14 protein-coding genes are annotated in these 14,357 nt (G+C 59.2%); 8 read left to right on the top strand and 6 right to left on the bottom strand.

Annotation, left to right across the window (positions count from 1 at the left end):
• Positions 1-232 precede the first annotated feature (232 nt).
• The 6 genes from repA (at position 233) to LVY75_09495 (ending at position 7,079) form a co-directional block, all read left to right on the top strand.
• On the top strand, positions 233-1,453 hold the full coding sequence (gene repA / locus LVY75_09520) for a plasmid partitioning protein RepA (protein ID XAZ20344.1): 1,221 nt from the start codon (positions 233-235) through the stop codon (positions 1,451-1,453).
• Complete coding sequence (locus tag LVY75_09515) at positions 1,450-1,647, top strand: hypothetical protein (GenBank protein ID XAZ20343.1); 198 nt, start codon at positions 1,450-1,452, stop codon at positions 1,645-1,647. The genes repA and LVY75_09515 overlap by 4 nt, the downstream gene beginning before the upstream one ends.
• Entirely contained in the window at positions 1,647-2,639 is a 993-nt protein-coding gene (gene repB / locus LVY75_09510; GenBank protein ID XAZ20342.1) for a plasmid partitioning protein RepB, read from the top strand. Before LVY75_09515 ends, repB begins: the two co-directional genes overlap by 1 nt.
• Before the next feature lie 207 nt (positions 2,640-2,846).
• Complete coding sequence (locus LVY75_09505; GenBank protein XAZ20341.1) at positions 2,847-4,058, top strand: replication initiation protein RepC; 1,212 nt, start codon at positions 2,847-2,849, stop codon at positions 4,056-4,058.
• Positions 4,059-4,387: 329 nt separating this feature from the next.
• Positions 4,388-4,972 carry a sugar transferase gene (locus LVY75_09500; protein ID XAZ20340.1) on the top strand — a complete coding sequence of 195 codons (585 nt, stop codon included), beginning with the start codon at positions 4,388-4,390 and terminating at the stop codon, positions 4,970-4,972.
• A 118-nt stretch (positions 4,973-5,090) separates the two neighbouring features.
• Complete coding sequence (locus tag LVY75_09495) at positions 5,091-7,079, top strand: polysaccharide biosynthesis protein (protein ID XAZ21379.1); 1,989 nt, start codon at positions 5,091-5,093, stop codon at positions 7,077-7,079.
• A gap of 148 nt (positions 7,080-7,227) precedes the next feature.
• Here LVY75_09495 and LVY75_09490 read toward each other — a convergent pair whose 3' ends face one another.
• From LVY75_09490 to LVY75_09470, 5 genes are all read right to left on the bottom strand, one after another.
• Entirely contained in the window at positions 7,228-8,205 is a 978-nt protein-coding gene (locus tag LVY75_09490; protein XAZ21378.1) for a L,D-transpeptidase, read from the bottom strand.
• Positions 8,206-8,314: 109 nt separating this feature from the next.
• Positions 8,315-8,665, bottom strand: a complete 351-nt coding sequence (locus LVY75_09485; GenBank protein ID XAZ20339.1) for a hypothetical protein — start codon at positions 8,663-8,665, stop codon at positions 8,315-8,317.
• Between the two features lie 238 nt (positions 8,666-8,903).
• Positions 8,904-9,641 carry a dienelactone hydrolase family protein gene (locus LVY75_09480; protein XAZ20338.1) on the bottom strand — a complete coding sequence of 246 codons (738 nt, stop codon included), beginning with the start codon at positions 9,639-9,641 and terminating at the stop codon, positions 8,904-8,906.
• Positions 9,642-9,950: 309 nt separating this feature from the next.
• Positions 9,951-10,208 (bottom strand): hypothetical protein, encoded by a 258-nt coding sequence (locus LVY75_09475; GenBank protein ID XAZ20337.1) that lies wholly within the window; start codon positions 10,206-10,208, stop codon positions 9,951-9,953.
• A 123-nt stretch (positions 10,209-10,331) separates the two neighbouring features.
• Complete coding sequence (locus LVY75_09470) at positions 10,332-10,604, bottom strand: hypothetical protein (GenBank protein XAZ20336.1); 273 nt, start codon at positions 10,602-10,604, stop codon at positions 10,332-10,334.
• 412 nt (positions 10,605-11,016) lie between these two features.
• Between LVY75_09470 and LVY75_09465 the strand changes: the two genes are divergently transcribed.
• Positions 11,017-11,943 (top strand): sterol desaturase family protein, encoded by a 927-nt coding sequence (locus LVY75_09465; GenBank protein XAZ20335.1) that lies wholly within the window; start codon positions 11,017-11,019, stop codon positions 11,941-11,943.
• Positions 11,944-12,024: 81 nt separating this feature from the next.
• Positions 12,025-13,068: a substrate-binding domain-containing protein gene (locus tag LVY75_09460; GenBank protein XAZ20334.1), complete on the top strand. Its 1,044-nt coding sequence runs from the start codon at positions 12,025-12,027 to the stop codon at positions 13,066-13,068.
• 21 nt (positions 13,069-13,089) lie between these two features.
• Here LVY75_09460 and LVY75_09455 read toward each other — a convergent pair whose 3' ends face one another.
• Positions 13,090-14,355 (bottom strand): ABC transporter substrate-binding protein, encoded by a 1,266-nt coding sequence (locus LVY75_09455; protein XAZ20333.1) that lies wholly within the window; start codon positions 14,353-14,355, stop codon positions 13,090-13,092.
• Between the last annotated feature and the right edge of the window lie 2 nt (positions 14,356-14,357).

Here is a 14,357-nt window from a genome sequence, read left to right as displayed (position 1 = left end):
ATCGATAACAAAAATGATGAGAGGATGGCACAGCTTTGCAAGGCGAATCGGATTTCTGTTAACTGACGGAGATATCAGGGGAAATTGTAATCCTTCTGTCGTAAACTCGTGATCGTGACCGCCGCCGCTAAAGCCTTGTTCTGCCGGAGTACCTTGCCAGAATCGCTGCGATCGGTAATCGTCACGGATAAACAGCCGTTTCTGGTGTTTTTCCGTGATGAAAGATTAGAGCGTGAGCAAGCCACAAAGGACTTCTCGGACCCTTCAGCGTAGCGTCGATGAGACGATCGGCGCCCATGCGTCGACGATCAGTTCGCAGTTGCAGGCGATCAGCGAAGCCCTGTTTCCGCCGACTGCGAGCAAGACCCTGCGCCGCTTTACCTCCGGCGAGGCGGCCAAGCTGATCGGCGTTTCGGATTCGACCTTGCGGAAGATGACGCTTGCCGGCGAAGGCCCGCAGCCCGATGTCGGCAGCAATGGCCGACGCCTCTATTCCTTGCGTCAGCTCAATGAACTGCGCGCCCTGCTAGCCGCCTCCGCTCGTGGGCGTGAGGCGCATGACTTCCTGCCGCGCCGCAGGCAGAACGAACATCTTCAGGTCATCGCAGTCACCAACTTCAAGGGTGGATCGGGCAAGACCACGACCTCGGTGCATCTTGCGCAATATCTGGCGCTGCAGGGCTACCGCGTGCTCGCCCTCGATCTCGACCCGCAGGCCAGCATGTCGGCCATGCTCGGCGTCATGCCGGAGACGGATGTCCGTTCCAACGAGACACTCTATGCGGCAATCCGCTACGATGAGGAGCGGCGTCCCCTCTCTGAGGTGGTGCGCAATACCTATTTCGATGGCCTGGATCTGATCCCGGGCAATCTCGAACTCATGGAGTTCGAGCATACGACGCCACGCGCGCTGATGCGCGGCTCCCGGGATGGCGAAGGCGTCTTCTTCATGCGTGTCGCCAAGGCGCTCGACGATGTTGGCGAGAACTACGATGTCGTGGTCCTCGACTGCCCGCCACAGCTCGGATACCTGACGCTGAGCGGCCTTTGCGCCGCAACCTCGATGATCGTCACCGTACATCCGCAGATGCTGGACGTGGCTTCCATGAGCCAGTTCCTGCTGATGACGCATGACCTTCTCTCCGTCGTGCGCGAAGCCGGCGGCGAGCTCAATTATGATTTCATTCGTTATCTGCTCACCCGCTACGAACCACAGGATGCGCCGCAGACGAAGGTCGCGGCTCTTCTGCGCAATCTGTTCGACGATCACGTGATGATCAATGCGATGGTGAAATCGGCAGCTGTCTCCGACGCCGGTCTTACCAAGCAGACGCTCTATGAGATCGGACGCGAGAACCTGACACGGTCGACCTATGACCGCGCGATGGAAGCCCTCGATGCCGTCAACGGAGAAGTCGAGACGCTGATCCGGCAGGCATGGGGGCGCACATGACGTTTCCCGAGATCGATATCAACTCCTCAGGCTTCACTGGCAATCACGACCTGTTGGGAGCTCCCAACAATGGCTGCCCCGCTGTGAGCATCTCGCAAAATTTCCTCCATCTGTCGGTAGCCGATGAGCACGTTGGGAGCTCCCAACTGCGTCTTTCCGGCCTGCCCGGATTTGATTGGAAAGGAGAGAATTGATGAGCCGGCGCGATACCGTCAATTCGATCTTCATGCGCAAGGCCGAGACACCGGCGGCGTCGGCCGGCATCGAGAAGAACCCGGACCGAGTGCGCACCGGTGCCGTCTCGGCCATGGGTGCATCGCTTCAGGAGATGACGGAGGCGGCGCGTGCCGCCGGCCGTCTCCAGGCACAGATTTCCTCGGGATTTTCCGTTCTTGAAATCGATCCCTCGGATATTTCCAATTCCTCGATCAGCGATCGTATCCCGGTCGAGCGCGATGCCGACTTCGATGCGTTGGTGACAAGCATTTCCGAACATGGTCAGAAAGTGCCGATCCTGGTCCGTCCCGACCCTGAAACGGAAGGACGCTACCAGATCGCCTACGGTCGTCGCCGACTGCGGGCTGCTGCCAAGCTCGGCCTTAAGGTCAAGGCGATCGTTCAAAGCTTGAGCGATACCGAACTGGTCATTGCTCAAGGTAAGGAAAATCTCGATCGCCAGGATCTCTCCTTCATCGAGAAGGCGCTGTTTGCCTATCGTCTGGAAGAGGCTGGCTACCCCCGAGATGTCATCATGGCAGCGCTTTCGACCGACAAGGCCGATCTCAGCCGTTATATCTCGGTCGCCCGCGGCGTACCGCAGACCGTGATCCTGGCAATCGGCCCGGCACCAAAGGCAGGTCGTGCCCGATGGCTCGCTCTCGTCGAGGCCCTCTCTTCGTCACCGAAGAAAGTCCACTCGATCATCGAGGACGACGCCTTTGCCGATCTCGACAGCGATCAGCGTCTGCAACGTGTGTTGTCGAAAATGGCAGCGCGCGATCAGAAGAAGGTGGCGGGCGATATCTGGAAAACGCGGCAAGGACAGAGGGCAGCGCAAATCGAGCGCTCCGGCAGCAAGACGCGCATCACGTTCGATGAGCGCATGGTGCCTGAATTTGCCGATTATCTCACAACCCGGCTGGATGAGCTCTTCGAAGAGTTCGGCGCCGTCAGGTCACAACGATAACTGTTGGCAGGCTAAGCCGCTGACAAGGATTTGACTGTTAGGAAAAGGAGCCAATAGGCAAAGAAAAAGGCCCCCGAACAAAACATCCGGAAGCCCTCTTCTCTCGTTTAGCACCTAGAGAATCGCACTTCCCGGAATCGCTGTCAAGGTTTTTGAACGCCGTTTTGGCGGGCGCTGATGATTTGCCTTTGTATAAGGTGAACCACGATGGATACGGGATTTGTGACGACGCCTTTCGGGCGGCGGCCAATGTCGCTTGCCTTGATGAGAGGTCAGCTTCAGGCCGAATCAATTAAACCAGATAAGTCCGTCGACAAGTGGAAGGTGTTTCGCGACGTCTGCGAAGCACGTCCGCTGCTCGACATTTCCGACCGCACACTCGCTGTGCTGAATGCCCTTCTCTCCTTCTATCCCGAAAACCATCTCTCCGGTGAGGCGAGCATGGTTGTCTTTCCATCCAACCGGCAGCTGATCGTGCGGGCACACGGCATTGCAGTCACCACGCTGCGTCGGCATCTGGCGGCTCTTGTCGACGCCGGGCTGATCATCCGCAAGGACAGCGCCAATGGGAAACGTTTTGCCCGCCGGAAAACATCCGGTGAACTTGAGGATGCCTATGGCTTCAGCCTGGCGCCGCTTCTTGCCCGCAGCGAAGAACTGGCTGCCATGGCTCAAAGGATCGAAGCCGACCGGACGGCACTCCGGCGCGCGCGCGAGCGGCTGACGATCTGCCGCCGCGATGTCCGCAAACTGATTGATGCCGCAATCGAGGACGGTGTTCCCGGTAATTGGGACGACATCGAGGCTGCTTATGTACATCACCTCGCATACCTTCCCCGCAACGCATCGGCTTCCGATCTCGACAGTATTCGCCTGAACCTCGAAACCCTTCGCACCGACATCGTCAATCTGCTGACGAACTTCGATAATTTCAAAAAATTGAGCGCCAGTGTGGTCCAAAACGAACCGCACATACAGAATTCAGATATAGACTCTCTTGAATTAGAATCCTTACCGACGGCGCAGGCGGAAACACTGCGGGTTACGACCGGGATGGTTCAACCAAACGGACCTCAGAAAATATTTCCTCTTGCCCTCATTCTGCAGGCTTGCCCGCAAATCAGCGATTACGCTCAGGGAGGATCGATCAGGGGCTGGCGAGATTTCGTGACCGCTGCCGTCGCCGTACGGTCCATGCTGGGGATCACGTCAGAGACCTATCAGGCCGCTTGCGAAAGCCTCGGTCGGGAACATGCGGCTGTCGTAATTGCCTGCATGCTGGAACGAGCAAACCATATCAACTCGCCGGGCGGCTATCTGCGTGACCTTACCCGCAAGGGAGCGCGAGGAGAGTTCTCGCTAGGCCCAATGCTGATGGCGCTGGTACGGCAGAATAGCCCGGTTGCACGGAGGGCATGAATTGTCTGAGCAACGAGGATTACGAGCATCATTGACCTTATTTCGATGGAGATGATTTCTCGACAACTACTCCAAGGATTTAGGTGTTTCTCCGGAATGCCTCTAGGACATGAGAGGGCAGGTGTCGGAAATGATCGGCGGATTCATTTCCGCAAGCGCGCGAACTAACTGTGATTTCAGTGACTTAGGTGATGAAATGTTTTGAAGGAAGTGACGCAATTGTTGCCGCAAATGTCTGAGAAACAATGATAAATGCGCTGTAAGGCAAAAAGGTTCGTTGACGTGAATTGTGTGGAGACGATAGGGCAAGGCCGGCCGATGGAGGCCGCATGTACAAAAGAGCGAGGGCTGGCTTGAAGCGGGGAGCGGATATTTTCCTAGTGGTGGTCGCCGGCGTGTTCCTCATCGTACCGATCGTGATCGTCGCGCTTTGGGTGCGCATGACCTCTCCGGGACCGGCGATCTACTGGTCAAATCGCGTTGGGCGTCGCAACCAGATCTTCCGAATGCCGAAATTTCGCAGTATGCGGATTGATACGCCGACGGTCGCCACACATCTGCTCGACGACCCCTCCCGCTATCTGACGCCGATCGGAGCATTTCTGCGCAAGTCGAGCCTCGACGAACTACCGCAGCTCTGGTGTATCCTGAAGGGCGAGATGAGCTTCGTCGGCCCGCGGCCCGCGCTCTATAACCAGAACGATTTGATCAAATTGCGCACAGCCGAAGGTGTCGATGCGCTTCTACCGGGGCTGACAGGTTGGGCGCAGGTCAATGGGCGTGACGAACTGCCGATCCCCGAAAAGGTGAAGTTCGATGTTGAATATCTGCAGCGCCGCTCCTTCTTGATGGACATCCGCATCCTGGCGATGACCGTTGACAAAGTATTGAGCAGGAAGGGCATAGCGCATTGAGGCTACGACCTGAGGTTATAAACAGATTGCGTGCGCGACCACCGATTATTTTGGTTGCACATCAAATCGAAAAGGACAAGAAGAAGTCAGGCTGGAATGATGGGTGGGCAGTATAAACATGCATGAAGACCCTTCAAACGAAGGATCAAAGACCAGCCGGCTCTGGTTGTCGATGCAGGATCTGGTGGGGCCGCTCTTGGCGATGCCGCGTCCAGCCAAACGCATTCTTGCGCTTGTCGTCGATTCCAGCTTCTGTGTCCTCACTATCTGGCTCGCCTATTGTTTCCGCTTGAATGAGTGGACGATCCTCACGGGCGTGCAGTGGCTTGCCGTTTTCGTGTCACTGTGCCTGGCGCTGCCGATCTTCATCGTCATGGGCATGTATCGGGCGATCTTTCGTTATGCCGGCATTGCTGCATTCCTAGCAGTCCTGAAAGCGATAGCGATCTATGGCGTTGCCTTCGCAACCATCTTCACCGCCCTCAGTGTTCCAGGCATACCGCGCACGGTCGGCATTCTGCAGCCGTTACTTCTTCTGATCGCAATCGGCCTCTCGCGCCTCGGCATCCGTTATTGGCTCGGCGATACCTATCAGCGTATCCTGCACCAGGGTGCAATGGCTAAGGTATTGATCTATGGTGCGGGCAGTTCAGGTCGGCAACTTGCCGCTGCGCTGACCAACAGCGCCGAGCTCAACGTCGTTGGTTATCTTGATGATGACCCGAAGCTCAAGGGCGGCATCATGGGCGGCCTGTCGATATATGATCCCACCGACCTGACCGAACTCGTGCAGACGCTGAATGTTCACAACGTGCTCCTGGCTCTGCCCTCCGTATCGCGCCAGCGCCGCAACGAGATCCTCGAGCAGATCCGCAAGGCGCGAGTGAACGTGCGCACGCTGCCGGATCTGACCGCCCTTGCGCAGGGTCGCATCGCCGTTTCCGACATTCGCGAACTCGAAATCGAGGATCTGCTCGGACGCGAGGCCGTGGCGCCGCGCCAGGAGCTACTCGACAAGGCCACACTTGGCAAGGTGGTGATGGTGACGGGCGCCGGTGGCTCGATCGGTAGCGAGCTATGCCGCCAGATCCTGCGGTGCGGCCCGACGCATCTCATCCTCGTCGATCAGAACGAATACGCCCTCTATGCGATCCACGGGGAGTTGTTGAAGTTTTCGGAGCTTTATCAACAAAAGGTGCAGATCGTGCCGATCCTCTGTTCGGTGCGTGACCGCGACCGCATGGAGCACATCATCATGAGCTGGCGGCCGCAGACGCTTTATCACGCGGCCGCCTACAAGCATGTGCCACTCGTTGAACAGAATGCTGTCGAAGGCATCAAGAACAATGTTATGGGCACGCTGATAACCGCACAGGCAGCGGAGAAATACGGCGTGTCGAATTTCGTGCTGATCAGCACCGACAAAGCCGTCCGTCCGACCAATGTGATGGGCGCCAGCAAGCGCCTTGCCGAAATGGTGCTACAGGCGCTGTCGGCTAAAAAGGAAATCGGCACGCACACCAATTTCTCCATGGTGCGCTTCGGCAACGTGCTTGGTTCCTCAGGGTCAGTCGTGCCGTTGTTTCGTCAGCAGATCAAAGATGGCGGGCCAGTGACACTGACACATCCTGATATCACCCGCTACTTCATGACGATCTCGGAAGCCTCGCAGCTCGTCATCCAGGCGGGCGCCATGGCCGATGGCGGGGATGTCCTCCTGCTCGACATGGGCGAGCCGGTGCGCATCGCCGATTTGGCGCGCCGGATGATTGATCTTTCGGGTCTAACGGTGCGCAGCGACGATAATCCCGACGGCGACATCGAGCTCTCAGTCACGGGTCTTAGGCCCGGCGAGAAGCTCTACGAGGAACTCTTGATCGGCGATAATCCCGAGACGACGCAGCATCCGCGTATCATGAAGGCGCGCGAGGATTTTCTCTTCTGGCCGGAGCTTTCCAAACGCCTGAAGGTTCTTGATGCGGCTCTCGACCGTAACGACATACCTGCCGCCCGGCTGATGCTTGCCGAGCTCGTCTCCGGTTACGCCTCGACCGGCGAGGTGACCGATCTTGCACTCAGCGCAGCCGAGGCCAATACGGCGGCGTAATCGATGGTGTGTTGTGTGCCGGGCCTCTTTCCTTCCAGCTTCAGGCATTCGTCCGGCTGTCTGTTGTCAAGGCTGACCCTCGCCAGGGATAACAGTAGCCGCATCGAGATAGAGCGAGGTCGGCGCGACCGCCGTATATGAAGATCGCTTAGTCGACGAAGTTCACGATGACGCCGGGCTTCACCATGCCAGCAAGTTCCTCGACATCCCAGTTCGTCAGCCGCACGCAGCCGTGCGAACCGGCCTTGTCGATCAAGGATGGCTCTGGCGATCCGTGGATACCGTAGGTCGGTTCGGAGAGGTCAATCCATACCGTCCCGACGGGGTTATTAGGGCCACTCGGCAATTGCAGGAGCTTCCTGTTATGACCCTGCTGAAAATTCACTTTGGGGTTATAGGTATATTTGGGCTCGCGGGCGACGCCGTTTATCTTGTGCCGGCCCGCAGGTGAGGGGTTGTCGTCGCTGCCGATCGTCGCCGGGTAGACTGCAAGAACGGATCCGTCGCCCGCAAAGGCCAGCACCTCACCGCTTTTCCTGTGAGCCTCGATACGCTTGACCTTCCCCGTTCTTGGCGCACCAATGATTGCCACCGAGACTGTTTCGCCCGGGACGAACTGAGCGCCGGGGTTCAGTGTCTTGAGCAGGTCGATATCCATATGGAATCGCTCAGACAGCCGCTCGGCGACGCTGGTGTAGCCGAGATGCGTCATCCTGGCTTGTTTGGCATAATCTTTCGGAATCTCGTCGACGAGATCGGCGGCATCATCCTGTTCAATCACGTAGGGTCCGATGACCTTTCGATCGTCGGGGAGCCGGGCGAGCATCTGCGGGTCGGGCTTTCCATCGACTGGGAGCGACTGCATGATCTCGAAGCCCGCAATCGCCTTCACGACGTTGTCGCCGTAGAAACCGTCAATCACTCCGGGCGATGACCCGGCTCGATCAAGCAGAACCTGGAGATGGATGATGGCGGGAACTGGCGATGCTGATCGCCCGCTCGGGGGAGCTGGGGAGATTTCGTCGATCGAGGCGTTATTGATGGTCTCGGCCGCAAATTGCTGGGCGTTGCCGACACCGAAGATTGAAAGCGATATGAAGCCGAATACGAGCATGGATTTGATCATGCTGTTTAAAACAACGGCGGACAAAAAAGTTCCTTGAGTCTCTATAGTAACATGAAACGCCCTCGGTCAGGTCTTACGACCGAGGGCATCTCGTATCCGCCGGAAGCCGTTATCGCAGCGTCGGGCAGCCGCGAACGTTGGCAAAGCTGATCTCGTCGGGACCCCGACGCGTCCAGCCCTGAACGATCACGCGCCGTGGCGTGACGTCGACGACGCGAGCGCGGCGGAAGCCGAAATCACGCGCCTTGTCCTCTGCCCATCGGGGATCGCAGCCGCCGCGCGGCGGACGACCCCAACCGGGCGGCGAAGGAGGCCGGCCCCAATCCCTGTCAGACTCGAAGCGCGGTGGCGGGCCTCTGTCATAACCGTCGTAATATTGCGCTGACGCGATGCTCGAGGTGGAGGCTGCGGTGCCGAGGGCAAGCAGAATGCCGATGGCAGATTTCGTGAAGTTGATCATCAATCCAATTCTCGTTGGGGCAAACGCGTGCGAGGGTAGGGCGCATCATGGCAAACTGATGGCCAAGGGCGCTGTCTCAACGCAGCGAGATAATTTCCCTTGAAAGCCAATGGGTTAATGTCGCCCTCCCGCCTGTGTATAACGTGCGCATGATCACGACTTCACGCCAGCAAAGCCTGAATACTCAATGGCAATGATCAAGAACCCGCTCGAGACCGGGTGGTCGCGCTCGCCGATCTCAGCCGAGCGTTTCCGAAAAAAGTTCGAGCAGGCGCTTCCAGTGTCGCTCGGAGCCCTTTTCGCTGTAGGTCTCGCCGCGGTCGGGAACCGTCCAGCCATGCGACATGCCGACATAGTTCTCGATGATGTGGTCGACGCCGCCGGTGCGGAGCGCTTCGGCAAGCCGTGCGGATTGTTCGGGCGGAAAGCTGCCATCGACGCCGGCAACGCCGACATAGACGCGTGCCCTTATCTTACTAGCGAGGCGATGCGGGCTGTCAGGCGCTTCGCTCGCGAGATTGCCGCCGTGGAAGCTTGCGGCAGCCGCGATCCTGTCGGCATAAGTGGCCGCTGCCGTCAGAGCCCGGCCGCCGCCCATGCAATAACCGACGGCACCGACCGGACCGGAAACGCCTTCGGCCTCCAGGGCGTCGAGGAAGGCTGCGCTGTCGCGCTTCGTCATCTCTTGCGTCGTCTCGCGGATCATCTTCATGATCTCGGCACGTGCGGTCTCATTACCGAAGGAGGAGCCGTCGAAGGGGCCGTAGGAGCCGAAACGGTAGAAGAGATCGGGAGCAAGCACGATATAACCGGCATTGGCCAGACGCCTGCCCATGATATCGGTCGCCTCACGCGGTCCGAGCGCATCCATGTAGTAGAGAATGCCGGGCAGGAGCTTGCCCTCGCTGCCCTCGGGGCGGAAAATCGACGCCCTGACAACGCCCTCAGCCGTCGTGATTTCAGTTTCGCGTTTCATGGGCCAATCCCTTTGATTTTATTGAAGCAGCCTTCAAGCCGATGCCGCCAATCTGGCAAAGGCCGGCGACAGTCTCAAGACACGAATGCGTGGCTGAGACCTCGTTCTCTGATAACTGAGGGGCGTATCCGGCCCTCAAGTTCAAAGGGATTTTCTGGTCAAGCCGATCGCCCGGCCTGTCAGGCTTCCGTCAAGCCAACCTGTGCTGAGTTCGGTGATTTTGAACACTTGAGTGAAATTCGATGCTGCGCAGCTATGATGCCGAGAAAAGAGAGCGAACTCGCCATTGGCGCACGACCCGCAACATTATCACGCGCCGAGTGCAGGCCGTCCGGAAAACGAAATCAGTTCCTTGACGTGAGTAGCAATGCGCCCTTCGCGGCTGGCGTGTTCTGCTTCCCAACCGAATTTCCAGGCGTCATGTCGCGCAAGCCAATCGCCGAGGGCGCTGGTGTCATCAATGGGTATCCTGTGAGCTTCGAGATATGGGTTCTCGTGCACCTTCAATCCGAGCACTCGAGCTCGAGAACCCGCTTCCTGCAAATCGATCAGCTCTTCAATCGTCATACGCAGCCCTCATCGTGCGGTGAAACTAACATCATCGCCCGCTCACGCAAGCGATTGCTAATTAATGGGTTAATCTGCGAAATTAGGGACGGCGATCTGGTGGAATGAGCGAGCCAGCAGTTGTCAAAGCCGGTTTTGCGGTGGCAGCAGATCGATGTCCGATGAGGTAATCCAGACCCGTCCATCAAATGCCAGTTCGCCGTCCATGAACTTGCGGTCGGCGATACCCTCGTACAGGTCGAGCCTCTCGATGAGACCCTGGGTCATATCACCAGTAGAGGAAGGAAGAGCATCGCCCGCGATGCATACGGCCTGATGCAGGTTTCCTTCCGCCATGATGAGAACAGCATGAGTGCCGCAAAGGCGGATCTTCCCGGGCACGGTTACGAGCGACATTTTGGCCTCCTACAAAGCTACGGGAGAGTGTTGCTGCGTCTCCTGAAGGCTAGGGAGCCATGGTTAATCAAAGGTTAACGTCAATCAATTTGGCAATCGGTTGGTCCCCCACGTCAAATTGACGTAGCGCGAGCCTTGGAAGTTTATGTTCGCGCTCGCAGTGACAAGACTGCAAAAAATACTGCCAATCTGGTGACGACTGATACGATTGCCGATCATCCAGATTTGCTGAACTCTATCGGATCTTCGGCGCAGCCATGCAGACTCGGGCGTGCATTCTGCCGCGATCAATGGCATGAGTGGCGGGAACACCGGGCGGGGCGTTACCTGATCGATCCGTGCAGCGAGGGCGGCGCGTGATCGAGGGAAGAATTGGGTAACGCGCTCGAGGCCGGCGAGCTCCTGAGGGGACATGACATTGACGTCGAAAGCTGCCGCAGCCGCGAGGTACATTCTTGCCTATCTATCTTGGCCGCTGGTGTTTTTCTCCGGCCTAACCGGCGCCTATTTCGCCTTCGCTGGCGACCGGCCGATGGTTGGCTTTTCGGCGGTCTATGCGGGCGCGGTCCTGCTTCTCTTCCTGCTCGAACGCATCATTCCCTATGAGCAGCGCTGGCTGCAGGCGGATGGCGAAACGGCCAACGATATCGCCCATACGGTTCTGACCAAGGGGCTGGTGCAGCTGGCAGCACTCGCGGCGGCGATCTTTCCGATGCTCGCCGCAGGCCTGCTGCAGCCGCTCGCCGCCATGCAGTTCAGTCTCTGGCCGTCATCCTGGCCGATGATTTTCCAGGCGACCCTCGCCGTCATCATTGCCGAGTTCGGCCTCTACTGGGCGCACCGCATCGCGCATGAACGGCTGTTCTTCTGGCGCTTTCACGCGCTGCATCACAGCGTCACCCGCCTCTGGGTCATCAATACCGGCCGGTTCCACGTCATCGATTCCCTGTTCAAGATCGCGCTGAGCCAGATCCCGCTCTACCTGCTCGGAGCCCCGCTGCAGGTCTTCTGGTGGCTCGGCGCCGTCACGGCCTTCATCGGTATCCTGACCCATTGCAACGTCGACATGCGGACCGGCCTTTTCGATTTCGTCTTCTCGACGCCCCGGCTGCACCGCTGGCACCATTCGAAGGATCTGCGCGAAGGCAATACTAATTACGGCGAGAATGTCGTGCTGTTCGACCAGCTGTTCGGCACCTATTTCAACCCCGATCGCCCATCCTCGACCGATATCGGCATCAAGGGTCAGATCGCTCCCGGCTTCGTCAGCCAACTGACGCAGCCCTTCACCAAGGACGGCGTGCGGCAAATCCTCGGCCTTAAGCCCAAGCGGGGTTGAGACCCGGCCCTGGTCCGTCATCATTTCATGACAATCGGCCCGTAAGAGCCTGCAAACCTCAACGGAAACGGACGGACGGCGATGACGACGTTGAAGCAGGTTGCGCTGAGGGCAGGATGTTCCATGGCGACGGCAAGCCGGGTGCTGAACCTCAGCGGTCCCGTCAGCCGGGCCGCCGCCCTTCGCGTACGCCGTGCGGCGGCAGAAGTCGGTTATCGGGCGGCCACGCCTTCGGCCCGCAGCGGCCGCCGTCCTGTTATCGGCGTGCTGGTGCCGAGCGTCACCAATCCGGTCTTTGCCTCGTCGCTCTCAGGCATCCAGAACCGCATGCTGGTCGCCGGCCACAGCGTCCTCATTGCGCAATCGAATTACGATCCCGATCAGGAGGCCGATGCCGTGGCAGGGTTGCTCGGCGAGCGGCCGACCGGGTTGATCCTGACGGTTTGCAATGGCGAGACGAGCCCGGCGCTGGCACAGGACCTGCCGCCGACGGTGCTGCTCGGCAGCTCCCCGACGGCCCGATATCCGGCTGCCGTCACCGTCAACAATTATGCGGCCGGCTGCCGGTTGACCGAACATCTTCTCTGCATGGGGCACCGGCGGATCCTCTATGTCTCGGGCAGCTTCAAGGCGTCTGACCGCGCGCTCCTGCGCTACCGCGGTTATCTGCAGACGATGGCGGCGGCCGGTGTCTCCCCGCTCGAGGCCATAGAGGTGCCCTTCGTCAGCGGTTACGACCAGATGGATCTCGGCGAGGCCCTGCGGACATTCGCGCCGACCGCCATTATCGGCTCAAACGACCTGATCGCGCTCGGTGTCATCGGCGCCGTCAATCGCGAGGGCCTGCGGGTGCCCGAGGATATCTCGGTTGCCGGCTTCGATGGCATCGCCATCGGCAAGCTCATCAATCCGACTTTGACCTCGATCGAAATGCCGGATCTCAGCATGGGCGCGACGGCGGCATCGCTGCTGCTCGATATCGTCGAGAATAACGCTCCGTTGAGACACCTGGAATTGTCGCATGCCTTGCGCCCCGGCGGCACGGTGCGGAACCTCCAGAAAGAAGAAACCGCCGCACCCCTTATGGGATGCGACGGTTCCGGATCGAGACCGCGGGCCGCTTGAGCCCGCGACCCATTACAAAAATCAGCTGCGCGGCAGCATGCCTTCGACGTCTGAGGCTGCGTCGTCGAGGGCTTCCTTCGGCTCAGCCGAGCCATCGACGATGCGCGACAGGTTGTCGACGATCGTCTGGGTGACCTTGACGCCGTTGGTGCCGGGGAAGGCATACCAGGGGATCATGCGCGGCATCTGGCTGAGGCCGGCCTGGAAGAGCGGGTTCTTCTTGTAGAAGTCGCCGAGATATTCGGCCGACTTGGCGGCAAGCTCGTTATTCGGCACGTAGCCGGTGCCGGGAACGACGACCGAGGCGCCATATGGGCCGGCGGCGAACTTGGCGAACTTCCAGGCTGCTTCCTGCTTGGCCGGATCCTTGGCGAGGGTGACGACGGCGTTGCCGCCGGTCGGCAGGTGGCCCTTTTCACGGTCGATCAGCGGGATCTGGGCGGTGCGCAGGTCGAACTTGGCGCCGACATTCTTGATCGTGTTGACGAGCGCGCCCGTCGTCTGGAATTCGAAGCCGACCTTGCCGGCTGCAAAGGCCTGTTCGCCCGCTGCCTTGGTGAAAACCGGCATGCCGCCTTCCTTGACGAAGCGGCTGATCAGTTCGACGGCCTTCTGTCCCTCAGGACCGTTGAAGGTGACCTTCTGCTCGTCGTCGCTCAGCATCTTGCCGCCAGCGCCGAAGAGGAGGGCCGAGAACATCCAGTCGTCGCCCTGCCAACGGAAGTCCATGCCATCGACGCCGTTGCCGAGCGCCTTGATCTTGCCGGCGAGCGCGATGACTTCGTCCCAGGTCTTCGGCGGGGTGTCGGGATTGCCGCCGGCCGCCTTCACGAGATCGGCATTGTAATACATGATCGGGTTGGAGGTGGCGAAAGCGAGGCCAACCTGCTTGCCCTTGACCTGGGCGAGCTTCAGGATCGTGTCCGAGAAGCCCTGCTTGGCCATGTTGCCTTCCTTCTGGACCAGCGGTGTCATGTCGACGGCGACATTGCGCTCGTTCAGCATGCGCAGGCGGTTCAGGCCGATGAAGGTGACGTCGGGCATTTCGGACGTGCCGGCCTGGCGCAGGATCAGCTGGATGCCGTCTTCATAGGTCGCCGAAGGCGCGGCGAACTGAATCTTGATATCGGGGTTTTCTTCCATGAACTTCTTCGAGATCGTGTCCATCACGTCCTTGAAGAAACCCGGCATCGGGTAGTGGATCGTCAGCGTCGTTTCAGCGTGGGCAGGCAGGGCTGCCGCCACGGACAGAGCCGCTGCTGCGAGGAACTGGGTGAAATGCTTCATCG

The sequence above is a fragment of the Sinorhizobium sp. B11 genome, assembly GCA_039725955.1.
Classification (GTDB): Bacteria; Pseudomonadota; Alphaproteobacteria; order Rhizobiales; family Rhizobiaceae; genus Rhizobium.
The sequence above is the reverse complement of the archived record's forward strand: the minus strand, read 5'-3'. Positions and strand labels throughout refer to the sequence as shown.